The 21,277-nt window shown below is 66.4% G+C and carries 27 protein-coding genes, 1 other RNA gene and 1 pseudogene; 7 read left to right on the top strand and 22 right to left on the bottom strand.

Features of this window, described 5'->3' with window-relative positions:
* Positions 1–20 precede the first annotated feature (20 nt).
* Entirely contained in the window at positions 21–422 is a 402-nt protein-coding gene (locus tag ACP696_RS17010; protein ID WP_426044080.1) for a YccF domain-containing protein, read from the top strand.
* Here the strand turns inward: ACP696_RS17010 and ACP696_RS17005 are convergent.
* The 6 genes from ACP696_RS17005 to fumC are packed head-to-tail and all read right to left on the bottom strand — an operon-like array spanning position 419 to position 4,224.
* On the bottom strand, positions 419–727 hold the full coding sequence (locus tag ACP696_RS17005; protein ID WP_426044079.1) for a CcdB family protein: 309 nt from the start codon (positions 725–727) through the stop codon (positions 419–421). The two genes, ACP696_RS17010 and ACP696_RS17005, sit on opposite strands and share 4 nt — an antisense overlap.
* A gap of 1 nt (position 728) precedes the next feature.
* The gene (locus ACP696_RS17000) at positions 729–971 is read right to left on the bottom strand and encodes a type II toxin-antitoxin system CcdA family antitoxin (protein ID WP_426013463.1); all 243 of its coding nucleotides are present in this window, start codon (positions 969–971) and stop codon (positions 729–731) included.
* Positions 972–1,002: 31 nt separating this feature from the next.
* A complete protein-coding gene (locus tag ACP696_RS16995) occupies positions 1,003–1,758 on the bottom strand; it encodes an AAA family ATPase (RefSeq protein WP_426013461.1) in 756 nt (251 codons plus the stop codon).
* Positions 1,755–2,429, bottom strand: coding sequence for a phytanoyl-CoA dioxygenase family protein (locus ACP696_RS16990; RefSeq protein WP_426013460.1), 675 nt, complete (start codon positions 2,427–2,429; stop codon positions 1,755–1,757). Before ACP696_RS16990 ends, ACP696_RS16995 begins: the two co-directional genes overlap by 4 nt.
* A complete protein-coding gene (locus ACP696_RS16985; protein WP_426013458.1) occupies positions 2,426–2,833 on the bottom strand; it encodes a DoxX family protein in 408 nt (135 codons plus the stop codon). Before ACP696_RS16985 ends, ACP696_RS16990 begins: the two co-directional genes overlap by 4 nt.
* The gene (fumC, locus tag ACP696_RS16980; protein ID WP_426013456.1) at positions 2,833–4,224 is read right to left on the bottom strand and encodes a class II fumarate hydratase; all 1,392 of its coding nucleotides are present in this window, start codon (positions 4,222–4,224) and stop codon (positions 2,833–2,835) included. The genes ACP696_RS16985 and fumC overlap by 1 nt, the downstream gene beginning before the upstream one ends.
* A gap of 125 nt (positions 4,225–4,349) precedes the next feature.
* Here fumC and ACP696_RS16975 point away from each other — a divergent pair, with 125 nt between their 5' ends.
* The 4 genes from ACP696_RS16975 to ACP696_RS16960 all read left to right on the top strand — a co-directional run bounded on the left by ACP696_RS16975 (position 4,350) and on the right by ACP696_RS16960 (position 6,946).
* Positions 4,350–4,886 carry a DUF1697 domain-containing protein gene (locus tag ACP696_RS16975; RefSeq protein ID WP_426044078.1) on the top strand — a complete coding sequence of 179 codons (537 nt, stop codon included), beginning with the start codon at positions 4,350–4,352 and terminating at the stop codon, positions 4,884–4,886.
* Between the two features lie 109 nt (positions 4,887–4,995).
* Complete coding sequence (locus ACP696_RS16970) at positions 4,996–6,183, top strand: acyltransferase family protein (RefSeq protein ID WP_426044077.1); 1,188 nt, start codon at positions 4,996–4,998, stop codon at positions 6,181–6,183.
* 50 nt (positions 6,184–6,233) lie between these two features.
* On the top strand, positions 6,234–6,557 hold the full coding sequence (locus ACP696_RS16965; RefSeq protein ID WP_426013451.1) for a YbjQ family protein: 324 nt from the start codon (positions 6,234–6,236) through the stop codon (positions 6,555–6,557).
* Between the two features lie 2 nt (positions 6,558–6,559).
* On the top strand, positions 6,560–6,946 hold the full coding sequence (locus ACP696_RS16960) for a RusA family crossover junction endodeoxyribonuclease (protein ID WP_426013449.1): 387 nt from the start codon (positions 6,560–6,562) through the stop codon (positions 6,944–6,946).
* On the opposite strand, the gene ACP696_RS16955 is transcribed toward ACP696_RS16960, so the two are convergent.
* The 7 genes from ACP696_RS16955 to ACP696_RS16925 form a co-directional block, all read right to left on the bottom strand.
* Positions 6,908–7,297 (bottom strand): hypothetical protein, encoded by a 390-nt coding sequence (locus ACP696_RS16955; protein WP_426013447.1) that lies wholly within the window; start codon positions 7,295–7,297, stop codon positions 6,908–6,910. The two genes, ACP696_RS16960 and ACP696_RS16955, sit on opposite strands and share 39 nt — an antisense overlap.
* Before the next feature lie 71 nt (positions 7,298–7,368).
* On the bottom strand, positions 7,369–9,519 hold the full coding sequence (locus ACP696_RS16950; RefSeq protein WP_426044076.1) for a serine hydrolase: 2,151 nt from the start codon (positions 9,517–9,519) through the stop codon (positions 7,369–7,371).
* A gap of 112 nt (positions 9,520–9,631) precedes the next feature.
* On the bottom strand, positions 9,632–10,483 hold the full coding sequence (locus ACP696_RS16945) for a C13 family peptidase (protein ID WP_426044075.1): 852 nt from the start codon (positions 10,481–10,483) through the stop codon (positions 9,632–9,634).
* A gap of 6 nt (positions 10,484–10,489) precedes the next feature.
* A complete protein-coding gene (locus tag ACP696_RS16940) occupies positions 10,490–10,975 on the bottom strand; it encodes a PaaI family thioesterase (protein ID WP_426044074.1) in 486 nt (161 codons plus the stop codon).
* Between the two features lie 6 nt (positions 10,976–10,981).
* Positions 10,982–11,467 (bottom strand): SspB family protein, encoded by a 486-nt coding sequence (locus ACP696_RS16935; RefSeq protein WP_426013439.1) that lies wholly within the window; start codon positions 11,465–11,467, stop codon positions 10,982–10,984.
* Between the two features lie 134 nt (positions 11,468–11,601).
* Positions 11,602–11,967, bottom strand: a transfer-messenger RNA (tmRNA) gene (ssrA, locus tag ACP696_RS16930).
* Positions 11,933–12,241 (bottom strand): Atu4866 domain-containing protein, encoded by a 309-nt coding sequence (locus ACP696_RS16925; protein ID WP_426044073.1) that lies wholly within the window; start codon positions 12,239–12,241, stop codon positions 11,933–11,935. The genes ssrA and ACP696_RS16925 overlap by 35 nt, the downstream gene beginning before the upstream one ends.
* 202 nt (positions 12,242–12,443) lie before the next feature.
* Between ACP696_RS16925 and ACP696_RS16920 the strand changes: the two genes are divergently transcribed.
* Positions 12,444–13,355, top strand: a complete 912-nt coding sequence (locus ACP696_RS16920) for an AraC family transcriptional regulator N-terminal domain-containing protein (RefSeq protein ID WP_426044072.1) — start codon at positions 12,444–12,446, stop codon at positions 13,353–13,355.
* 104 nt (positions 13,356–13,459) lie between these two features.
* Positions 13,460–14,149, top strand: a pseudogene (locus ACP696_RS16915) (aquaporin).
* Positions 14,150–14,273: 124 nt separating this feature from the next.
* Here the strand turns inward: ACP696_RS16915 and ACP696_RS16910 are convergent.
* The 9 genes from ACP696_RS16910 to ACP696_RS16870 form a co-directional block, all read right to left on the bottom strand.
* A complete protein-coding gene (locus ACP696_RS16910) occupies positions 14,274–14,501 on the bottom strand; it encodes a hypothetical protein (protein ID WP_426044071.1) in 228 nt (75 codons plus the stop codon).
* A 307-nt stretch (positions 14,502–14,808) separates the two neighbouring features.
* Positions 14,809–15,678: a hypothetical protein gene (locus ACP696_RS16905; protein WP_426029828.1), complete on the bottom strand. Its 870-nt coding sequence runs from the start codon at positions 15,676–15,678 to the stop codon at positions 14,809–14,811.
* Positions 15,679–15,680: 2 nt separating this feature from the next.
* The gene (gene ilvN, locus ACP696_RS16900) at positions 15,681–16,232 is read right to left on the bottom strand and encodes an acetolactate synthase small subunit (RefSeq protein ID WP_426013427.1); all 552 of its coding nucleotides are present in this window, start codon (positions 16,230–16,232) and stop codon (positions 15,681–15,683) included.
* On the bottom strand, positions 16,229–16,792 hold the full coding sequence (locus ACP696_RS16895) for a hypothetical protein (RefSeq protein WP_426013425.1): 564 nt from the start codon (positions 16,790–16,792) through the stop codon (positions 16,229–16,231). Before ACP696_RS16895 ends, ilvN begins: the two co-directional genes overlap by 4 nt.
* A gap of 61 nt (positions 16,793–16,853) precedes the next feature.
* Positions 16,854–18,662, bottom strand: coding sequence for an acetolactate synthase 3 large subunit (locus ACP696_RS16890; protein ID WP_426013423.1), 1,809 nt, complete (start codon positions 18,660–18,662; stop codon positions 16,854–16,856).
* Positions 18,663–18,769: 107 nt separating this feature from the next.
* Positions 18,770–18,817: a hypothetical protein gene (locus ACP696_RS16885; RefSeq protein ID WP_426013791.1), complete on the bottom strand. Its 48-nt coding sequence runs from the start codon at positions 18,815–18,817 to the stop codon at positions 18,770–18,772.
* Positions 18,818–18,934: 117 nt separating this feature from the next.
* The gene (locus ACP696_RS16880) at positions 18,935–19,417 is read right to left on the bottom strand and encodes a CinA family protein (RefSeq protein WP_426013422.1); all 483 of its coding nucleotides are present in this window, start codon (positions 19,415–19,417) and stop codon (positions 18,935–18,937) included.
* Positions 19,418–19,516: 99 nt separating this feature from the next.
* Positions 19,517–20,434, bottom strand: coding sequence for a tRNA (adenosine(37)-N6)-dimethylallyltransferase MiaA (gene miaA, locus ACP696_RS16875; protein ID WP_426044070.1), 918 nt, complete (start codon positions 20,432–20,434; stop codon positions 19,517–19,519).
* Positions 20,431–21,234 carry a hypothetical protein gene (locus tag ACP696_RS16870; RefSeq protein ID WP_426044069.1) on the bottom strand — a complete coding sequence of 268 codons (804 nt, stop codon included), beginning with the start codon at positions 21,232–21,234 and terminating at the stop codon, positions 20,431–20,433. Before ACP696_RS16870 ends, miaA begins: the two co-directional genes overlap by 4 nt.
* Between the last annotated feature and the right edge of the window lie 43 nt (positions 21,235–21,277).

The raw sequence follows: 21,277 nt of genomic DNA, 5'->3' as shown, positions 1-21,277 counted from the left end.
GTAAGACATTGGAGACCGCGATGATCCGACTGTTGCTCAACATCCTGTGGTTCGTGATGGGTGGCTGGATCAGCGGCCTGCTGTGGCTGCTGGGCGGCGCTCTGCTGGCCCTCACCGTCGTAGGCCTGCCCTATACCGCCGCGGCCTGGCGCATCGCCGGCTTCGCCTTCTGGCCGTTCGGCAAGGAGATCGTGCCGCGTGACGTGATGACTGGCCAAGGCGACTTGGGGACCGGCGGCCTGGGCTGCGTGCTCAATGTCATCTGGTTTGTGCTCGGCGGATGGTACATCGCCCTGTCCCATCTGGTCATCGCCGTCGCCGAGGCCGTGACGATCATCGGCATCCCCTTCGCGATCAAGGACCTGCAGTTGGCGGTCGTGGCTCTTGCGCCGATCGGGCGCGTGGTCGTGGACAAGCGCTAGAAGCCGGTGAACAGGCGATCGATGGCGCGTCGGATGTCGTCTTCAAGGTAGACCAGACTTGCAACTGCGCCATGCAGTCCTGTCGGCAGGAGGCTGAACAGCTCGCTGACGATAAGGGTCAGGCGTTGGCCTTCGATTTCAACTCGAATTTCAAGTAGGCAGACGGTTTCGGCGGCGTCATTGACCAGGGGCGCGACAATGACCTCGTCTATGCCGCGGAGGTGATGCGACGACAGCATCACCAGGAAAGGCGCAACCTTGCGGGCTTCGAGCGACGGATTTCGAAAGACGTCGAACTGCCGCAACTCACCACTTTCTGAAGTGGTCTGAGATCAGGCCGCGCCGAGCGATCCGTTCGTTGTGTTCCTTGATGGCCTCGGCGTTTTCTTCCACCCAGCGCCGGGCGCGTTCTTCGGCGCCTGCGGGATCAACCTTCTGAAGATGAAGCCGAAGCTGATTCTCGCTCAGGCCCGCCACGGAAATGCCCAGCCGCTTGGCCTGAGCCAGCAGTTCCGGATCGATGCCGATGTCGAGTTCGACCTTGCCCATGGCCGGAGACTAACACGGCGCAGGCAAGGCGTCAGGCCTCGAAGGAGTCGCCATCGTCTTCCGGGGCCAGCAGGATATCGAGGAAGGTCTGTCGGCGGTTGAGGAAGCTGCGGGTCACCTGGAAGTGCTCGGTGTCCTCGTACTCGACGCGATCCAGGCCGCGTTCGGAGGCCTGGTAGATCCAGGCGTCGGGATAGCCCAGTAGGATCGGCGAATGGGTGGCGATGATGAATTGCGAGCGCGCCAGGACGAGCTCATGCAGTCGCGCCAGGAAGGACAGCTGCCGCTGCGGCGACAGGGCCGCCTCGGGCTCGTCGAGGATGTAGAGGCCGTCGCCCAGGAATCGATTGTCGAACAGGTCGAAGAAGGCTTCCCCATGTGAACGCTCGTGCAAACCGACCTGACCGGCCCGTCCGGTGCCCGACGCTTCCAGATAGCTCGCCGTGGTGAAGAAGCTCTCGGCGCGCAGGAAGTAGCCGTCCCGAGCTCTCAGCGGCGCGCGCACGGGCCGCACGAAACGGTGCAGCGGCGAGTGAGAGGCACGGGTGGAGTACTGGTGGTCTCGCGAACCACCCTCGGCGTTGAAGCCCCACGCCACGGCCAGGGCCTCGATCAAGGTTGATTTGCCCGAGCCGTTCTCGCCGACCAGGAAGGTGACGCGCGGATGGAAGGCCAACCGGTCGAGGTCGCGCACGGCCGGCAGGTTGAACGGATAGGACCCGGCGTCCCATCCGTCGCGCCGCTCGAACAGCGCCTCGATCCAGTACGGACGGTCCAGGGCGGTCATGCGGCCAACCCTAACCATTCCAGGCCACCAGGCAGGCTGAAGTCCGCATAATCGACCTGCAACACGCGACGGCGACGCGGCGCCTTCGATCGATCGGAGGCGTGCAGGATGGGCGTGGCGTAGGCCCATATGTCGCCAACTTCCGCCAGGCATGCGACCACCACATGCTCGATGGCGCGGATAGCGGCTTGGTCCGCCGAGACGCGTCCCAGGCGATGCGAACCGAGCGCGGCCCGCAGAGGCGCGTTGTCCGGCGTCACGGGGTCGAGATGAATGCGCAGGGTGACCATGCGCTGCAGGATCTCGAAGGGCGGCGCGACATGCAACAGGCCGTCCTTCGTGGACCAGGGGCCGAAGCCCTCGATCTCGACGCGTCGGCGCACGGGGATGGTGCGATCCTGATGCCAGCCCACCGACCAATTGGCCTCGGGGGTCTTGTCGAACATTACAGCACGCACCGGACGGGCCGTCGCCGTGGTGAGCTCGGCGGCCAATGCGCCGACCGGTCCTGTCGGCGAAAGGACAGTCTCCAGGATCTCAGCGCCATGAAGGCGTGCGCCGGGACGCTTTCCGACCTGCGCGACGGCCAAATCGCGTAGGGCGGCAATGTGAATGGAGTCCAGAATGGCGGGCGCGAGAACCGCCCCGTCTCGTTGTAGAACGGCCCTCATTCAGCGGCCCGTCGCCGAAACGGCCAGTCGATTACCCCAGCCGCCCACAGCGGCGCCCAGATGAGCACCGGCTGCAGCAGCAGGCGAGGTCCGTGGTACCACCACGAGCTGGGCAGGGGCGGGATGCTGACGCCGCTGAGGGCGTGGTAGAGATTGGCCGGCCAGACACACAGGGCGTAAAGGGCCAGCATGATCCCGGCTAACCGACGCGTTCGGGGCAGCAACAGCCCCACGGCGCCCGCGATCTCGCACAACCCGGTGAAGATCACGATTTGCTGCGGAAACGGTATCATCGGCGGCATGATCGCCAAGAAGCCGTGGCTGCCCAGGATGTGAAACAGGCCGAAGGGCGCGTAGACGGCGGCGATCACCAGACGTGTGTAACCGCGCGCCGTCATCGTCATCAGCCCGGCGAAATCATGTTCTCGGGGCGGACATACTGGTCGAACTCTTCGTTGGTCAGGTAGCCGCCGCCGACGGCTTCCTCGCGAAGGGTGGTGCCGTTCTTGTGCGCGGTCTTGGCGATCTTGGCGCAGGCGTCGTAGCCCAGCTTGCCATTCAGGGCGGTGACCAACATCAGGCTGTTCTCGACGCCTTTCTGAATGTTGTCGATCCGCGGCTCGATGCCGACCACGCAGTTGTTGGTGAAGCTGATGGCGGCGTCAGAGACCAGACGTACCGACTGCAGGAAGTTGTAGGCCATCACCGGGTTGAAGACGTTCAGCTCGAAATGACCCTGGCTGCCGGCGAAGGTGACGGCGGCGTGGTTGCCGAACACCTGGACGCAGACCTGGGTGAGGGCCTCGCACTGGGTCGGGTTGACCTTCCCCGGCATGATTGACGAGCCGGGCTCGTTTTCTGGCAGGCTCAGCTCGCCCAGGCCGGCGCGGGGGCCGCTGCCGAGGAAGCGGATGTCGTTGGCGATCTTGAACAGGCTGGCGGCGACGGTGTTGATCGCGCCGTGGCTGAAGACCATGGCGTCGTGGGCTGCCAGCGCCTCGAACTTGTTGGGAGCGGTCACGAAGGGTAGGCCGGTGATGGCCGCGATCTGCTCGGCCACCTTCTCGGCGAAGCCGATCGGGGCGTTGAGGCCGGTGCCGACAGCGGTGCCGCCTTGCGCCAGTTCCATCAGCTTGGGCAGGGTCAGCTCGATGCGCGCGATGCCGTTGGCGACCTGCTGGGCGTAGCCGCCGAACTCTTGGCCCAGCGTCAGGGGGGTGGCGTCCTGGGTGTGGGTGCGGCCGATCTTGATGATCTTGGCCCAGGCGTCGGACTTGGCCTTGATGGCCTCGTGCAGGTGCTTGAGGGCGGGCAGCAGGTCGTGGACGATCTGTTCGGCGCAGGCCACGTGCATGGCCGTCGGATAGGTGTCGTTCGACGACTGGCTCATATTGACATGGTCGTTGGGGTGGACGGGCTTCTTGGAGCCCATCTCGCCGCCCAGCATCTCGATCGCGCGGTTGGAGATCACCTCATTGGCGTTCATGTTCGACTGAGTGCCCGAGCCGGTCTGCCAGACGACCAGCGGGAAGTGCGCGTTCAGCTTGCCGTCGATGACCTCGTTAGCGGCCGCGACGATGGTCTCGGCGATCTTTGGATCCAGCTTGCCGAGGGCCAGATTGGCCTCGGCGGCGGCGCGCTTGACGATCCCGAGGGCACGGACGATGGGAAGCGGCTGCTTCTCCCAGCCGATCTTAAAGTTGCCGAGCGAGCGCTGGGCCTGAGCGCCCCAGTACTTGTCGTTCTCGACGGCGATCGGGCCGAAGGTGTCGGTCTCGTTGCGCGTGCTGGTCATGCGGCGGGTCTCCGAAAATCTGTCGAGCGGGGTCTAGACCCAAGCCGGGCCAAGGGCAACGCTCGCGGCTTGCGAAGCCGCCCGATGGGTCTTACGCCTCCAGTTCTGGATGAACAGGAGTCTCCATGAGCCCTCACATCGCCCTGCTGCGCGGCGTCAATGCTGGCGGCCGCAAGGTGCTCAAGGACGACCTGCTAGGCCTGGCCAAGGACCTGGGCTTTGCCGACGCCAAGACCCTGCTGGCCAGCGGCAATCTGGTGCTGTGGGGCGAGGGGGTGTCCGACGCCGCGCTGGAGAAACGTCTGGAGGACGGGCTCGAAGCCCGCGTGGGCGTGCGCACCGCGTTCTTCGTTCGCACGCCGGCTCAACTGCGGGCGATCATAGCCGGAAATCCCTATCCCGCCCAGGCCGCCAGCCATCCCAACCACCTGCTGGTCCAGTTTTTGAAAGCCCCGTTGCCGGAGGGCGACGAGCTCATCTTGCGGGCGGCGATCACCGGGCGCGAGACCTTCGAGGCGCTCGGCCGCGAGCTCTATGTCGACTATCCCGAGGACGTCGGCCATTCGATGCTGGATCGCGACTGGAAGAAAACCAAGCGCTCGCCCAACGGCACCAGCCGCAACTGGAACACGGTGCTGAAGCTGGCCGCGCTGGTCGGCTGAGGTCTTCCGACCCCGCAAGGTCGCGGCGGCCTAGCCGCCTCAATCGCTGGCAATTTGACAGCGCTGTCCCGCGTGGCATGATCCTTTCAACGCGTGCGGGGGAGGGGTCATGAGTTCGGATACCGACGGCCAGCGGATTGTCGCGCTCGACGCTTTGCGGGGCCTGGCCGTGGCGGGCATGATCGTCGTCACCAGTCCCGGCGCCTGGGAGCATAGCTATGCGCCGCTGATGCACGCGGCCTGGAACGGCTGGACCCCGGCCGACCTGGTGTTTCCGACCTTCCTGTTCTGCGTCGGCCTGGCGATCGGCCTGTCGATGCCGGGGCTGAGCGCGACGGATCGCGCCTCTCCCGCCGTTTGGATCAAGTTCGCGCGCCGCACGGCGCTGCTGGTTCTGCTGGGCCTGATCCTGAACGCCCTGCCGACCTTCGACCTGGCTCACCTGCGCTTTCCCGGGATCCTGCAGCGGATCGGGCTTTGCTACGCCTTGGGCTGCCTGATCTGTCTGCCGTCGGCGAGGACGGGTCCGGACGGGATGCTGCGGCTCGACGCCGGCGTCATGCTCTCGGCGGCCGTGGCGCTGCTGATCGGCTACTGGGCCCTGCTGGCCTTCACGCCCGTGCCTGGATTTGGCGTCGGGCGGCTGGACACCCAGGGCTCCCTGCCGGCCTTCGTCGATCGCGCCGTGTTCACCGTGCCGCATCTGTGGGTGCTCGGCCTGACCGAGGGCGTCGGCGTCACCTACGACCCCGAGGGCCTGCTTTCCACCCTGCCGGCGACGGTCAATGTGCTGATCGGCGCCGTCGCCGCGCTCCTCCTCCGTCAGCCGACGGATTCTCTACGTCCCGGTCGGGCGGCGGGCCTGGCGCTGGTGCTGGGCGTGGCCCTGATCGTGGCCGGCTTGGCGCTGGACCCTCTGCTGCCTATCAACAAGCGGATCTGGACACCCAGCTTCGCCCTGTTCAGCAGCGGCGTGGCGCTGACGGCTCTTGCGGTCCTGCACGCGCTGCTGGCCTTTCGCGTCGCGCGGATCGCCGCCTGGCCGCTGAAAGTTCTGGGCGGCAACGCCATCCTGGTCTTCGTCATTTCGCAGGTCATGGGCGCCTATTCCAGTCTCGCCCTAGGTCAAGGCCCGGACGGCGCGGTCATCACGCCCCAGGCCTTTGGTTACGCCTTGGCCCAGCGACTAACCCACGATCTCAAGCTGGCGTCCCTGCTCTGCGCCTTGGGCGTGCTGACGCTGATAATCTGCCTGGTCGCGCCGTTGCACCGGCGGGGCATTCACCTGCGTCTCTAGGCAGGCCGACGGAGGGTCGGCTATACCAGCCGAACGCACAGGAGACACTCATGCTCGTCGCCACCACCAATGATCTGCCCGGTTATCGCATCGTCGCCCATCTGGGCCTGGTGCGCGGCGTCACCGTTCGCTCGCGCAGCGTGATCGGCAATATCGGCGGCTCGATTCAGTCGATCTTCGGCGGCAAGCTGTCGATCTATGTCAACCTGGCCGAGGCGGCCCGCAAGGAAGCCTATGACCTGTTGGTGGCCCATGCCGCCGAAACGGGGGCCAACGCCATCCTGGCCATGCGCTACGACGCCAACGAGATCATGGACGGCATCACCGAGGTGTTGGCCTATGGCACCGCCGTCAAGGTCGAGCCGATCGCCTGAGCATGGATCACGGCTGGGTCCATCACGGCAAGGTCCGGGCCCGCGAGGACGGCGGCGAGTTGACCCTGGTGGTCGATGGCCTGACCACCCAGGCCAAATACTACAAGCCCCTGATCTACGAATTCTTCCGCAAGGTCTGGCGCGGATCACGGCCGGCCTGGGGCGAATTTTCGGTCGAGATCGGCATGGAGTTCGTCGGCGAACCGCCGTGGATGGACCTCGACAACCTGGCCAAGGCCCTGCTGGACGCCATCAAGGGCTACGCCTTCCATGACGACGCCCAGGTCGCCCGGCTGCTGGTCGAACGCCGCCCGGCCGAGCGCGAGCGGATCGTCATCGTGGTGCGAAAGCTAGACTCGCGCTTTCTGCGCGCCACGCTCGAAGATTGAAGCGCCGATCCCGATGAGCAGCACCACCACGAAGGCGCCGTAGCGGCCCAGGCTGACCGGATCGTCCGACATCAGCTGCTGGAAATTGACGACCACCAGGTCGCCCCCGACCAGGATGGGCAGGCCGAAGGCCAGGGCCGGGAACAGCCGCTGGCCGCAGGGAATTCGCCGCAGCCGGGCCGTGACCTGGAACACGAACGTCGCCAGGGCGGCCGCGCCGAAGGCGTTCAGGGCGTAGAACCAGAAGGCCTTCTCCAGCAAGCCGTCGCCATAGGCCGCGTAGAACAACGTCGCGGCCAGCCAGGCCAGGAACCCGGCGCCTGTGAAAACGATGACGTCCTGCTTTGACACGATCCGCTCCCCCGGATGTTTCTTCGGGGGTCTGGTTGCAGTTCGCGTGCCTGTCTTTTTGGGCAAGAAGCCTACGTGTTCCAGAATTCCAGGAAGCCCCAGGTCGACAGGATTACCGCGAAGCCCAGGAAAACCAGCGTGGTGCAGGTGAAGCCCAGCTTGCGCAGCGATGTCCAGCTGTCGACCCGCCGCCCGCCGCGCCACACCACGGGCGCCATGAACAGGGTGGCCAGGGTCAGCAAGGCGGCCACGAAGGCGCACGCCGAAGCGGTCAGCAGCCAACCGCTGGGCCAGCCATAGAACACCTTGGCGATGTCGCGCGATCCGGACGCAAAGATCCCGACGCCGGCCAGGGCGGTCAGCCACAGCACCGCCTGGGTGATCTGCAACAGGCTGGCAAGGGCCTGGGTCGGGGTCTGGCGTGACTCGCGGCGGTCTCGGGTGACGACGCCGATCAGGGTGGCGATCGAAGCCAGCCCCGTCAGGATCGCGAAGGTCATAAACAGGCCCAGCCCGTGCGGGAAGCCGATGCGCTCGAACGCCGCGAACCCCATGGGCGAGAAGAAGCGCACGACGCGACCCTCTTCGCGCTGGAACACCAGCAGGCCAGGACCGCTGACTGGGGCAAAGACATCCGGCTTGTCGGTCGCCGTCCACTGGCTGGACTTGCCGTCGAGGGTGAGGGTCAGACGCCCGTCCGGCGCGGCGCGCACCGAGGCGTCGCCGATCATCCGGTCGATGAAGCCTTCCAGCCCACCATAGGAGCGCCGGGTGGTCAGGAACTGGCCCCCATAGGCCTTGGCCTCCGCGACGCTCATGCGGCTGGCGACAGGAACCTCGGGGCGAGGGGCGTAGAAGCGCTCGATGATGGCCGCCGGCAGGGTGGCGGGCAAATCAACGCCTGTGTCGGTGTTGACGGCGATGAATACGCCCAGGCCCAGGTCCGGAACCATGACCATGTTGGAGTGGAACCACAGCGTCGCGCCGGCATGGCCGAAGCCGCGGTGGCCGCCCGGCAGGGGGATGTCCATGAAGCCGGCGTTCCAGCCCGGCGCGCCTTCGGCCGGACGGTACATCGGCGTGCGGAACGCGGCGCTGGTCTTGGGCGAGAACACTGTCCTGCCGTCGATCGTCCCGCCGTTCAGCAGCAGGGTCATGTAGCGGGCCATGTCGCCGGCCGTGCTGGATGCCGATCCGGCGGGGGCGATGTGGCCGATATATTCCGGCGCTTCAGTGTGGAAGCCCAGCGGGGTCCAGCGGAAGCCGTCCGAGCGATCGGCGGCCAGGGCCGGCGACATCGGCGCGGGCAGGTCGGCGCGCCACGGGCGATCCTCGCGGAAGGTGGTGTGGGTCAGGCCGGCGGGGAAGATCACCTGCTCGGTGACCAACTGCTCGAACGGCTTTCCGGTCACATTGGCCAGGGCCTCGCCGGCCAGGGCGACGCCATAGTTGGAATAGGCGGGCAGGACGCCTGGTTCGCGCACGCGGTTGGGACGCTCCTGGCGCAGATAGAGCTCCAGCGACCGCTCGCGACGCGCATCGCGTTCGAACAGTTGGCCCAGCGCCCGGTCCTCGAACCCTGCGGTGTGGGTCATCAGATCGCGCAGCCGCACGGGGCTCTTCTTGCCCTGGTCCTTCAACTGCAGCTTTTCGGGCAGGTAGATGTTGACCGGGGTATCCAGCCGTATGCGCCCGGCCTCGACCTCGTTCATCAGGGCGATCCAGGTGAAGGTCTTGGAAATCGAGCCCACCCGGAACAGGGTCTTGTCGGGATCGACGCGCCGGCCGCCGGTCACGCTGGCGACGCCATAGCCCTTTTTCAAAACGACTTGGCCGTTCTGGACCACGGCGATAGTCACCCCGGCGATGTGGTCGCGGGCCATGCTGCTGCGCACGACCCCATCGACATAGGCCTCAAGATCAGCGGCCGGCAGGGGGGCGGCGGTGACCGGCACGGGCGTTGGAGCGGCGGCGGCGATCGCCGCGCTGGTCGTGGTCAAGGGGGAGCCGACGGACAGCGTGCGGGTCGGCGCGGAGCTTACTCTGCGGGGGCGACGCTTGACGGTGGCCGTGTAGGGGATGGGCGCGCCAGGTGTGGCGACCGCGGCGGCAGGTGGCGGCGGCGCGACGGCGTCCTGGGCTTCGACCATCGACGCGCCGAAGAACACGCTGCCGATGAGCGCCGCCAACGCGGCGGCCTTGAACGAAAGACGCAGCGCCACGAACAAGACCTCAATGGTTAGGGCAGGGGATGATCAAACTTCTAGGGCGCCCGGGCGACGGATCAAAGGATTCGTGGCGCCGCCGGAGCTCTTTCCCGCAGACTTTCGATCCTCAACGCTTGGGCGCCGGCCTCTTGAGCCTAGCCGGCGGCCGCGCGGTGGGCTTCGGCGGAGGGTGTGAGAGGGTGTAGAGCGGCAGCAGAGGGCGCAGGTCGGCCCCGATCCACAACTGCGGCTCCGAGGGCGGCTGCGCGCCGGTGTCCCGCTCCTTCCTGGCCACGCAGGTCTGCACAGCCCGGCCCAAGGCGGCGAAGTCGGGAGCCAAAGGTGCCGACGACAGGAAGCAGTCGTCGAAATAGGGATACTTGTCGTCCGCGCTGCAGCCGAACGAGGCGCGATCCGATCGCGCCGCCGTCAGGATCATCCGGTTGCTCTTTTGAAGGGGCGCCACGAACACACCGGAGAAACAGGCGGAGATCACCACGATCGAGGGGCGGCCGGGACAGGCGTCGTTGATCACCGCCGCCAGCAGGTGAGGCGGCAAAATCCCCTCGTCCAGCACCACCCCCTCCGGCGCGCCATGGCTGCTTATGTAGAACAGACAGCCGGCCGTGTTTCGGGCGGCCAGCTTGCGCAGTCCGGCGTGAATGACGCCGAGGTCGGTCTTTCCGGGCCTCACGGCGGGATAACGCTCGGGCCGTACGGAATACTGTCTTATGGCGTCGCGCGCGAAACCCAGATCCGCCAGGGTCAGGCTGACGTCGCGGCGGGCGTTGTCGAACGCTTCTGTCGGGCCATCCGAATGGGCGTGCCAGTCACCGGCGACAACGACGGCGGCCCAATTGGCGAACGGACTCCGGTAGGGGCTGGAAGGCGTTGGCGCGGCGGGAGAAACCCGACTCTGGGCGAGAGCGGGCGCGGCCAGCAGCAGCAAACCCAGAAACAGGCCCGCGATACGCCGCATCGCGCTCTACTTCTTGAACTTCGCGAAGGGCGTGGGGATGGCCGTGGCGCTGGCCTTGGCCAGCAGACGGCCTTGGGGATCGTAGAGCTCGCCCTCGGTAAAGCAGACGGTCTTGCCCCACTTGACCACCCAGCCGACGCCCCGCAGCGGGCCGGGAATGGCAGGTCGCAGGAAGCTGGTCTTCATCTCCAGCGTCGGGACCACGCAGGTCATGCCCGAGGTGATCATGCCCGCCACCGACATGCATTCGTCCAGCATGGCGCTGACATAGCCGCCCTGCACCTGGCCCATCGGGTTGCCCACGGCCTCGATCGACGGCTCGAAGGCGATCTCGACGCGCCGTTCGGCCTGATTCACCGACACCATGCGAAAGCCCAGCGTGCGGGCGCTGCCCGGCACGGTCTTGGCGGCATGGAATCGCGCCAGGATCGCCTCGTCCGTCAGGGCCTGCGGGGTGTCCGAAACCACCTCGTTTGGGGCGATGTCGCTCACGCGCGACTACTTCTTGCGGAACTGGTCGAGGGAGATGATCTTCGGCGCGTCCTCGCCGCCCTCGGATGGCCCAGTGGTTTCGGGCTCTGGGTCCGGCTCCGGCGCCTGCGGCACGATCTCGGGCGCCTCGAACTGCAAGGCAAATTGCACCGATGGATCGTAGAACCGCGTCACGGCTGCATAGGGCACCGACAAACGCTTGGGCTGGCCGCCGAACTTCAGGGTGACCGAGAAGAAGGTCTCGCCCGGCGCCAGGTCCCAGTACTGGTGCTGCAGGATGATGGTCATCTCATCGGGATACTTGCCGAGAAGGTCCTGCGGCCCCGACACGCCGGCCGCCTGGGTCTTGAAGGTGATGTACAGATGATGGGGCTCGGGCAGGCCGCCGGGAGCGGCGGCCTTGCGCAGGGCGGCCTTGACCACGCCACGCAGTGCGTCCTGGGCCATCGCCTCGTATTGCATCAGGTCTTCAGGCGGATTGGTCTGGGCCATGCGGTCCATCGAAAAGCAAGAACTGGAAACGAAGCGCGGAGAGTAGCGTGTCGCGGTGGCGGGGAGAAGGTGGGGGCGCGCCGTTTTTATTCCCTCCCCGCTTTGGGGAGGTAAAGCGCCGCGTTCTGGTGGAAAGTGGAGGGATTCTGTTGGCAGGCTCCCTCCGGGCCCCGCCTAGGGATCTGAACCCCTAGGACTTAAGAGGCGAGATCACCCGCACCGCATTACGCGGCGATGGCGAACTCTTCAGCGAAGTTATCGTTCGCATTTAGAAAAATGGCCCGAAACGGTGAGCCACGCCGAGAGAAAGCATACACCTTTACACGTCTGTCGATGCTGATCGGCCCCATGCAGTCCCGCGATAACTCGGGAGAGATTTGGTGGAGCCGCCGGGAATCGCACCCGGGTCCAGTCCGCTTATTACGTGCGCGTTTATCCCCATAGTCCGAGCGAACCCGGACAAACTCAATATAGGGGGTGCGATCGGCCGAGGGAAGTCCGACGTTGGTTTCGAGCCGGAAATCGACCGACATCGCGCGGGCGAGGCGGCGGCCCCAAGCTAAGACGGCCCTCTGTAAGGCGGCCAATCAGCAGGCCGCCGCCATCCTCGAACAGGCGCACGTCGTCGCCTTCCATCTCGTAATGGCCGGTGAACACGACCTCGCCGTCGTGGCGTTCTTCGAACCGGCCGTCCATGCGCAGTTCCAGGGCGACGCCATCGGCGCTGGCCCACACACCGGACACCCAGCGCGCGATCTTGGGATAGTATTTCATGAAGACCTCGGGGGCAGGCGGCTTCGCCACGACCAGACAAGGACGGTGACGACGCCGACCTCGCCAATGTGACTTATGCCGACCGATGTTCGATAGACCGATGCTCCGCCTTGATTGCACGATCCTGCACATCATCTCCCGAAGGCGTGACGCATGTTCGTGGCTTGGCTAGGAGAGTGGGCGTTGCGGAAAGGAATTTCTCATGGCCGAACAGGGCGAACTCGCCGCGTTGATTGAACGATACGCCCCGCAAGACGGTTCGTATGAGGTCTGCGGCCCGCGTTGCGCGGTGGTGCGGACCAGCCAGCCGAGCGAACCGGTGCATGGGGTGTTCGGCGCCGCCGCCTGCGTGGTGGCCCAAGGAACCAAGCAGGTGATCAGTGGCGGCCAAACCCTGATCTATGACGCCCTGCGCTATGTCGTGGTGTCGGTCGACCTGCCAGTGATCGGCCAAGTGATCGAGGCGACACCTGAGACGCCCTATCTCTGTTTCCGCATGGAACTGGATCCCGAGGTGATCGGCGACCTGCTGCTGCAGACGGGCGCCGAGGCGGCCCTGGCCCATGACGGCGGTCCCCTGATCGGGGCCATGGCGGTCAGCGAGGTCAATCCGCCGCTGCTGGACGCGGTGATGCGAATGGTGCGGTTGATGGAGACCCCGCGCGACGCCGCCGTGCTCGCGCCGCTGATCGAGCGCGAGATCCTCTATCGCATCTTGCTGGGTGACCAGGGGCCACGCTTGGCCCAGATTACCCGGGCCAATGGCCGCATGCGTCAGGTCCGCCGGGCGATTGGCTGGATCAAGCAACACTTCGACGAGCCGTTCCGCATCGAGGATCTGGCCGCCGAGGCCCGCATGAGTCCTTCGGCCCTACATCGCCATTTCAAGGCGGTCACCGCCCTCAGCCCCCTTCAGTACCAGAAGCAGCTTCGCCTGCAGGAGGCGCGCAAGCTGATCTTGGTGCAGCGCCTGGACGCGGGGTCGGCCGGCCATGCCGTGGGCTACGATAGCGCCTCGCAGTTCAGCCGCGAATACGCCAGGCTGTTCGGCGCGCCGCCTCTGCGTGACGTCGCCCGCCTGCGGGGCCGTCCAGACATGCTGGTCGAGACCTAAGCCCGGCGCGTCCTGGGGCGGCCCGCCCGATCGCCTAGAGATTTCGCCTATTCCAACACTCGCCCAACAGAGACAAGCTCGCCGCGCCTGCCTTCGAGGTGCAGATGGGCGCGGGTGAGGGAGGCGGTCAAATGTCAAAACTCGTTGCCGAGTTCGTCGGCACGTTTGCTCTGGTCTTGTTTGGCTGCGGCGCGGCGGTGTTGGGCGGCGATCATGTCGGACAACTGGGCATAGCCTTGGCGTTCGGGTTCGCGATCATCGCCATGGCCTACGGCATCGGCCCGGTGTCCGGCTGTCACGTCAATCCGGCGGTCAGCTTGGCGGCCATCGTCGCCAATCGCATCAGCGCCAAGGAGATGGTGCTCTATTAGGCCGCTCAGTTTGTCGGCGCGACGGCGGGGGCGGCGGTGTTGCTGGCCATCGCGGGCGGCACGGCCCACGGCTTGGGCCAGAATGGTTGGGGTTCTGGCTACGGCGGCGCGTTCCCAGTGCAGGCGGCCTTCCTGTTCGAGGTGGTGATGACGGCGCTCTTTGTCATCGTCATCCTGGGGTCGACCGGCACCGACGCCGCGCCCGGCTTCGCGGGCCTGGGGATCGGCATCGCCCTCGCGGTAATCCACATCGTTGGCATTCAGGTGACCGGCGTCTCGGTCAATCCGGCCCGTAGCTTCGGCCCTGCCATCTCTATGGGCGGACAGACCCTGGCCCAGTTGTGGCTGTTCTTCGTGGCGCCGGCGATCGGGGCGGTGCTGGGCGCGCTGCTCTACCGCTTCAATGTGCTGAAGGTGGGTTGAGGCGCGCCCAGGGCGTCCTCCCTAGAGCATTTCCCGACCTGACTGCGTCAGGCCGTGAGCTCTAATCTTTTGTTTTGACGCATTTTTCTGCACGCGAACCGGAACCACTTCGCTCGAAAATTCTCTAGTGCGGCAGGTCGGACCAGTTGACAGCGATGAACTGCTTGTCCTGGCCGAAGATGGTGATCTTCTCGCCCTTGTCGTCGCTGATCGCGTCGAAGGCATAGCGCGCGCCGTCGCGTTGGAGGTTCCATAAGACGTTTCCGGCGCTGTCGTAGGTGACCAGGGCGAAGGACGTCCGATTGTCATTGAAGCTGTAGATCCAGGTCTTGTCGTCACCGTAGTAGATCACCGGACAGGTCTTGCTCGCCGGATAGCCGTCGTCGGGCGCCGTCGTGCACGCGGCGTTCAAACCGGCGGGGATGGGCGGATGCTCCGCGATCGGGTCTTACTTGATCTACGGCGTGTGAGGCGTGGCCTGGGCCATCGACGCCGCGCCGATCACGGCGCCAACGCTCGCCGCGGCCAGCATGGATTTCAGGATGACGGTCTTCAACATGGCTTTCCCTCCCGAGGTGACGGCCAAGCCTGATAACGCTGTTATCCGTCAATTGCAATTTAAGAGTGTGTCCACGGCGACGGGCGCGCATAGGAAGTTGTCAGTTCGCGCCCCTTGTCGGGGATACTTGTGACACCGCGTCCAATCCAGATCCGTCGTCTAGTGGCAAAGGGACCGCCGGGGGTTGGGTCCGGCTGCTTTCGCCCTTCAGTCGGCCGCCCGAGGCGATCAGAGCGTCATAGGCTCGTTGCTGGCGCGAGAAATCGCCGCCGCGCGCGAACATGACGTCGAACCTGGAGTCGTGGCCGGTAGCCGCCGACAGCGCCGCCGTGAGAACAGGCGCGATGGATCCCACCTCAGTGTCGTCGCAGGCCCTGCGCAGATGCCGCGCCTGACCGGGAACCAGCAGGGTGACGTCCCAGGAAATACCGTCAAGGCACACCGGCGCGATGGCTCCGCCGCCGTAGTCGACGATTACCGAACGCGGCTGGCTCCACAGCGGAGCGCCGACCAGCGCCTTGAGCGCAGCGATCTGCTGCGGCGCCAGTTCGGCGTCGATGTCGACTCGGCGGCTGATCTCGGGGGTGCAACAGCCCAGCCCGGCCCGGGCTTGAACGAACGCGCGACCATCGCGGCGGACGGTGACCCGAACGATGGCCTGGCGCACGCCCAAGGCGGGGCGGGCCCAGACCTCGAGGATCAGTTCGCCGCGCTTGATCAACTGGGCTTGCAGGGGCTGCAGGCCCCACAGGCGGTAGAGCAGGGGATCGACGCCATTGTCGATTGGCACGAGCTTTTCGTTACGCGCCAGCCGGCGATTTTGCAGCGGATCCTGTTCGGACGGGACCCTGGGAATTTCCGGCGCCCACCAGACGGCGGGATCGGTCGGCAAAACCGTTTGAGGCGCGGGTTGCTGACCAGCGAGGGCGAACCCCGCCAGAAGACCGGCCAATAGCGTCGCGCCCGTCATGACTACATTCCTTCAACGCCCCGCTCGATGGAAAGCACGCCCGTACGGGACAGTTCCACCAATCCCAGCGGCCGCATCAGATCGAGGAACTTGTCGATCTTCGATGGCGCGCCGCTGATCTCGAACACGAAGCTCTCCAGTGTGGTGTCCACGGGCTTGGCGCGGAAGATCTCGGCGATGCGCAGGGCCTCGACCCGATCGACGCCCGAGCCGCGCACCTTGACCAGGGCCAACTCACGTTCGACGCCGTTCGGGTCGCGGGTCACGTCATGCACGCGCCGGACATTGACCACCTTGTTGAGCTGGGCCTCGATCTGGTCCAGCACCTGGCGCGTGCCACGGGTGACCACGGTGATGCGGCTGGTATGGGCCTTGTGATCGGTCTCGGCCACCGTCAGGCTCTCGATGTTGTAGCCCCGCGCGGCGAACAGCCCGACCACCCGGTGGAGCACGCCCGGCTCATTGTCGACGAGCAGGGCGAAGGTCGCGGTCAGCTCTAGTTGGGCCGCGCCGGGCATGTCATAGGCGGAGGCGGGTTGGCTGGTTGTGCTCATGATAGGTCTTCCAAGCGAATCTTGATGGCGGGGCGGGTCTCGCGGACCGCGGCCGAGTGGCGCCGGCTCGATCCGACTTCTTTTTGTAGCAGGGATACGAACTCGCGGCGGGCGTCTCGCAACGGCTGTTGCAAGAGGCCTTTCCGCTCAAGGCCGGCCTCCGGGATCAGATGGGCGACGTCATAGCCGACGATCACCTGGTCGAGGATGACCACCCGCGAACCCCGATAGGCTGCGGGCTTGTCTCCGCGCTGCTGGCCTCTGGTTTGGACATTGGGAAAGAACATTCGGCCCTGATCGACCAGGCTGGAAAGCCGTGCGGCAATGGCCAGGCGTTCGCGATCGAACCCGACGCCCGGCCATAGGCTGGCGGGATTGGCGCAGAGCGTTTCCAACTCGGCCATGGCGTCCATCACCTTCGAGCCCCAGGCCAGGAGTTCGTCGTCCCGCTCATCCGACCGCTCGCGCGCCGCCAGCAGCCATTGGAACAGGCTGAACGCCCCCGCCACGAGGGCGAACACGACGGGCGCGGCGGCCAGGGCGATCTGAAGCGGCGGCATGAGGTCTCCGGGAAGTTCGCCGGCAAGCTACAGCAGAGCGGCCGGCAAGAAAGGTGGCGCTCTAGACCAACCCAGCCCCCGCCGCCCCGATCACATTCCCGATGTCCTCGACGTCGCCCATGATCATCTCGTTGTGGGCCTTGCCCGAGGGGATCATCGGCAGGCAGTTCTCGTGCTTCTCGACGCGGCAGTCGAAGACCACGACCTTGTCGCTGTTGATCATCTGCAGGATCTTCTCATCCAGCTCGGCCGGATCACTGCAGCGGATGCCGACCGCGCCATAGGCCTCGGCCAGCTTCACGAAGTCGGGCAGGCTGTCGGAATAGGAGTGGCTGTAGCGCTCGCCGTGCAGCAGTTGCTGCCACTGGCGGACCATGCCCATCCACTCGTTATTGAGGATGAAGATCTTGACCGGCAGGTTGAACTGGATCGCCGTCGACAGCTCCTGGATACACATCTGGATCGAGGCCTCGCCGGCGATGTCGATGACCAGGCTGCCAGGATGGGCCAGTTGCACGCCGATGGCGGCGGGCAGGCCGTAGCCCATGGTGCCGAGGCCCCCGGAGGTCATCCAGCGATTGGGCTCCTCGAAGCGGAAGAACTGCGCGGCCCACATCTGATGCTGACCAACTTCCGTCGTGATGTAGACGTCCTTGTCGCGGGTCAGGGCGTACAGCCGCTCGACCGCGTATTGCGGTTTGATCACCGTTTCCGAGCCGCGATAGTTCAGGCACTGGCGGGCGCGCCAGGTGTCGATCTGGGCCCACCAGTCGCTCAGGGCTGCCTTGTTGGCTTGGTGGCCGGCCGCCTTCCAGGCGGTGATCAGGTCATCGAGGATGCTGCCGGCGTCGCCGATGATCGGCAGGTCGATGCGGACGTTCTTGTTGATCGAAGAGGCGTCGATATCGATGTGGATCTTCTTGCTGCCCGGCGAGAAGGCGTCGAGGCGCCCCGTGACCCGGTCGTCGAAGCGCGCGCCGACGCAGATCATCACGTCGCAGTCGTGCATCGCGTTGTTGGCCTCGAACGTGCCGTGCATGCCCAGCATGCCCAGCCAGGCGGGGTCCGCCGCCGGGAAGGCGCCCAGGCCCATCAGGGTCGACGTGACCGGCGCGCCGGTCATGGCCTGGAACTGCCGCAGGGCCTCGCTGGCCTTGGGACCCGCGTTGATGACGCCGCCGCCCGTATAGAAGATTGGCCGGCGCGCCTGGGCGATCAGCTTTGCGGCCTCGGCGATGCGGTTTTGGTCACCCTTGGTGCGCGGATTGTAGGCGTGGGTCGAAGACACCTCGGTCGGGCCATAATATTCACCCTGGGCGAACTGCACGTCCTTGGGGATGTCGATCAGCACGGGGCCGGGCCGGCCGGTGGTGGCGATCTCGAACGCCTCGTGGATGATCCGCGGCAGGTCGCGGACGTCTTTCACCAGGTAGTTGTGCTTGGTGCAGGAGCGGGTCATGCCGACGGTGTCGGCTTCCTGGAACGCGTCGGTGCCGATCAGGTGCGTCGGGACCTGGCCGGTGATGATGACCATTGGGATGGAGTCCATCAGGGCGTCCATGATGCCGGTGATGGCGTTGGTCGCGCCCGGCCCCGAGGTGACCAGGACAACGCCAGGCTTGCCTGAGCTGCGGGCATAGCCTTCGGCGGCGTGGGTCGCGCCTTGCTCGTGGCGCACCAAAATATGCTGCAGGCGCGGCTCGTGGAACAGCGCGTCATAGATCGGCAGGACCGCCCCGCCCGGATAGCCGAACAAAACCTCGACACCCTGGTCTACCAGGCCGCGAACCACGATCTCGGCGCCGGTCATGGCGCGATCATTTTGGGGCTGGGCGGGAGCCTGGCTCTCGATGGTCTGGTGGGCGGTCATGGCGGTGTCCGGGGGCTTGGAAGCTTGGCTTGGAGCAGAGCAGAAAAGAAAAAAGGTCCCGAAGGACCTTTTGTACGCGCGACCGATCTATCAGCGTGACTTCTAGGTCACGCCGCGAACGGCCGCTCCATAAGTACGATCATGGTGTTGCGCACGAGTGTTGCTCCAAATGGATGATCGGGGAATGCCATGCTCGCGCGAGGGCGTCAAGGCGCACTTTGACGCAAGAAACGACCCGTGGCTGACGCGCCACAGGCTTCATCGGGCCAATTTTAGCCCAAGGTTTTCAGCAGCAGGGCAAGAGCTTGCTCGGCGAAGCGCTGCATATTGGTCGCGCGGTCATCCAGACCGGTCTCGATGGTAAGACTGACCTCCTGCTCGCCGCCGACCACGGCCACACAGCTGTGACCGGCCAGATCGCCATAGCGATTGCCGTCCGGCCCAGCCGCCCCGGTTTCCGACAGGCCCCAGGTGGCCTTGAGGTTCTTGCCCACGACCCGCGCCAGTAGCACGGCATAGGGCTCGCTGGCCGAGCGAAGCCCGTCCATGGCCTTCTGCGGGATGTCCAGCAGGGTCAGGCGGGCGCGGGCCGTGTAGACCACGGCCCCGCCCACATAGAACTTCGATGCGCCAGGTACGGCCAACAGGGCGGCCGAAATCAGGCCGCCGGTCGAGGACTCGGCCACGGCGAGCGTCTCGCCCCGTTCGGTGAGGCGGGCGGCCACGGCAGCGGCGAGGCGGGCGAGTTCGGTCATGGGGAAGATCCTTGTTTCGGGGAACTTGCCCCCACCTGGCGACTTCGTCGCCGCTCCGCCCCCATAGGGGGCGGAGCTTAAACGCCTGAGCTCTTTTCCCTATGGGGGAGGAGGGTCGCGCAGCGACCCGGAGGGGGCGAGTGCGTCAACCCTCTCCCAGTCCGGCGTCTGGTTCCGGAACCAGGTCATCTGCCGCTTGGCGTAGCGGCGTGTCTCCTGGCGAGCGTCGTCCAGCGCGGCGTCCAAGCTGATCTCGCCCCGCAGGTACGCCGCCAATTGCCTGTAGCCCACGGCCTTCAGCGCCGGGAGAGCGGGATCGAGGCCCCGAGCCTCCATCGCCGCCACCTCGTCCAGCGCGCCGTTCTCGACCATCAGACCTAACCGCGCGTCGCAGCGATCGTAGAGTTCGGCGCGCGGCGGCTCGAGCACCAGGCCTTTCCAGCTCCCCTCGGCCAGGGTCGGGCGGGTGTCGGTCTGCCAGGCGGTCAGGGACTTGCCGGTGGCCATGGCCACGGCGTGGGCGCGCAGCAGGCGCTGGCGGTCGCCGACCTCGATGCGGGTCTCGGCGGCGGGGTCGAGTTCGGCGAGGATGTCGCGAAACTCCGGCTCGCCCAGGGCGGCGTACAGCAGGGCCGAGACCTCGCGCTGGGTCTCGGACACCGGCGGCACGTCGGCCAGGCCGTGGGTCAGGGCCTTGAGGTAAAGCCCCGTGCCGCCGACTACGATCGCGGGCCGGCCGCGCGCGGCGATCTCGGCCAGGGCGGCCGAGGCGGCCTCCAACCAGCGCGCTACCGACCAGCCGTTGGCCGCATCGACGACGCCGAACAGGTGATGCGGCGCCTGAGCCAGCTCCTCACCTGTGGGACCGGCCGTCAGCACCGGCATGCCGGCATAGATTTGCATGGAGTCGGCGTTGACGAGTTCAGCGCCGGTCTCGCGGGCCAACTTCAGGGCCAGGGCGGACTTGCCGCTGGCGGTGGCTCCGGCGAGCAGGGTAATAGGCGGGGAAGCGCTCATGGCGCGACCCTTCTCCGGCGATGCGGTCGGGTCAAGGCAAGCCGTGTCCCAGGGTCGCGACGAACAGCGCGAAGGTCGCGGTCGCCAGCCAGATCCACGGCCAGCTGCGACGCAGCGGCGGCGAGGCCAAGGCCGTCCGTCTCGCCACTCCACCGGCGATGAACCACAGCGGCAGCGAGGCCAGGGCGATTTCCTGCGCCGCTTCCTTGAAGGCCTCGGCCCGGCCAGCGCCCTTGAACGCCAGCACGGCCACGATCGCGACGAGCGCGCCCGTCAGCCAGATCGTGCGCAGGCGCTTCGCCGGCCGGCCCGCGCGGCGCCAGGCGGGCGACGACGAACACGGCGCCCGCGGAGAGACCAAGGCCGGCGGCGATCATGATAGGACGCCACACCGCCGCCGGGGTCGCCGGAGCGTCGCGGGCCCAGAAGGCGAAGTCGCCCTGGCCCGTCAAGCCGCAAAGCAGCAGATACCCCGCGCCCCAGAAGGCGCTGAAGGCCAGCAGCGCCGTCAGGAACAGCTTGGAGGCCTGGCCCGCGCCGCGCCAGACCAGCAGTCCGGCCAGGGCGACCAACGCCATGCCCAGATTGCCCAGCGGACTCGCCAGATCGACGATTGGCGCGCCGCCTTGGCAATGGAAGAAGACGTTGGACAGCAGAGCGACCCGGCCCCCGACCGCCAGACAGGCGCCCCCGTGACCGACCGCTTCATGGGCCGTGGCGGCCAGGCAGGCCGCGGCGACGCCAATGGCGGCGAGGGTGGCGGTGTCGTCCCTGGCGCTGGAGGCTGGCGTCGCGGTCATCGGCCTCCCCTCTATGGAATGTCCTTCGCTTACCACCAATCGT

Source organism: Caulobacter sp. DWR3-1-2, from assembly GCF_049896225.1.
Lineage (GTDB): Bacteria > Pseudomonadota > Alphaproteobacteria > Caulobacterales > Caulobacteraceae > Caulobacter.
This window is presented reverse-complemented; position numbering and strand designations above follow the sequence as displayed.

Excerpts from the sequence above, each read along its gene's own strand:
- ACP696_RS16890 (WP_426013423.1), bottom strand. The coding sequence starts at position 18,662 with ATGACCGCCCACCAGACCATCGAGAGCCAGGCTCCCGCCCAGCCCCAA.
- ACP696_RS16985 (WP_426013458.1), bottom strand. The coding sequence starts at position 2,833 with ATGACGATGACGGCGCGCGGTTACACACGTCTGGTGATCGCCGCCGTC.
- ACP696_RS16895 (WP_426013425.1), bottom strand. The coding sequence starts at position 16,792 with ATGCCGCCGCTTCAGATCGCCCTGGCCGCCGCGCCCGTCGTGTTCGCC.
- ACP696_RS16960 (WP_426013449.1), top strand. The coding sequence starts at position 6,560 with ATGGATCACGGCTGGGTCCATCACGGCAAGGTCCGGGCCCGCGAGGAC.
- ACP696_RS16970 (WP_426044077.1), top strand. The coding sequence starts at position 4,996 with ATGAGTTCGGATACCGACGGCCAGCGGATTGTCGCGCTCGACGCTTTG.
- ACP696_RS16995 (WP_426013461.1), bottom strand. The coding sequence starts at position 1,758 with ATGACCGCCCTGGACCGTCCGTACTGGATCGAGGCGCTGTTCGAGCGG.
- ACP696_RS16945 (WP_426044075.1), bottom strand. The coding sequence starts at position 10,483 with ATGCGGCGTATCGCGGGCCTGTTTCTGGGTTTGCTGCTGCTGGCCGCG.
- ACP696_RS16990 (WP_426013460.1), bottom strand. The coding sequence starts at position 2,429 with ATGAGGGCCGTTCTACAACGAGACGGGGCGGTTCTCGCGCCCGCCATT.
- ACP696_RS17000 (WP_426013463.1), bottom strand. The coding sequence starts at position 971 with ATGGGCAAGGTCGAACTCGACATCGGCATCGATCCGGAACTGCTGGCT.
- miaA (WP_426044070.1), bottom strand. The coding sequence starts at position 20,434 with ATGAGCGCTTCCCCGCCTATTACCCTGCTCGCCGGAGCCACCGCCAGC.
- ACP696_RS16870 (WP_426044069.1), bottom strand. The coding sequence starts at position 21,234 with ATGACCGCGACGCCAGCCTCCAGCGCCAGGGACGACACCGCCACCCTC.
- ACP696_RS16880 (WP_426013422.1), bottom strand. The coding sequence starts at position 19,417 with ATGACCGAACTCGCCCGCCTCGCCGCTGCCGTGGCCGCCCGCCTCACC.
- ACP696_RS17010 (WP_426044080.1), top strand. The coding sequence starts at position 21 with ATGATCCGACTGTTGCTCAACATCCTGTGGTTCGTGATGGGTGGCTGG.
- fumC (WP_426013456.1), bottom strand. The coding sequence starts at position 4,224 with ATGACCAGCACGCGCAACGAGACCGACACCTTCGGCCCGATCGCCGTC.
- ACP696_RS16935 (WP_426013439.1), bottom strand. The coding sequence starts at position 11,467 with ATGGCCCAGACCAATCCGCCTGAAGACCTGATGCAATACGAGGCGATG.
- ACP696_RS16905 (WP_426029828.1), bottom strand. The coding sequence starts at position 15,678 with ATGACGGGCGCGACGCTATTGGCCGGTCTTCTGGCGGGGTTCGCCCTC.
- ACP696_RS16920 (WP_426044072.1), top strand. The coding sequence starts at position 12,444 with ATGGCCGAACAGGGCGAACTCGCCGCGTTGATTGAACGATACGCCCCG.
- ACP696_RS16965 (WP_426013451.1), top strand. The coding sequence starts at position 6,234 with ATGCTCGTCGCCACCACCAATGATCTGCCCGGTTATCGCATCGTCGCC.
- ACP696_RS16975 (WP_426044078.1), top strand. The coding sequence starts at position 4,350 with ATGAGCCCTCACATCGCCCTGCTGCGCGGCGTCAATGCTGGCGGCCGC.
- ACP696_RS16925 (WP_426044073.1), bottom strand. The coding sequence starts at position 12,241 with ATGAAATACTATCCCAAGATCGCGCGCTGGGTGTCCGGTGTGTGGGCC.
- ilvN (WP_426013427.1), bottom strand. The coding sequence starts at position 16,232 with ATGAGCACAACCAGCCAACCCGCCTCCGCCTATGACATGCCCGGCGCG.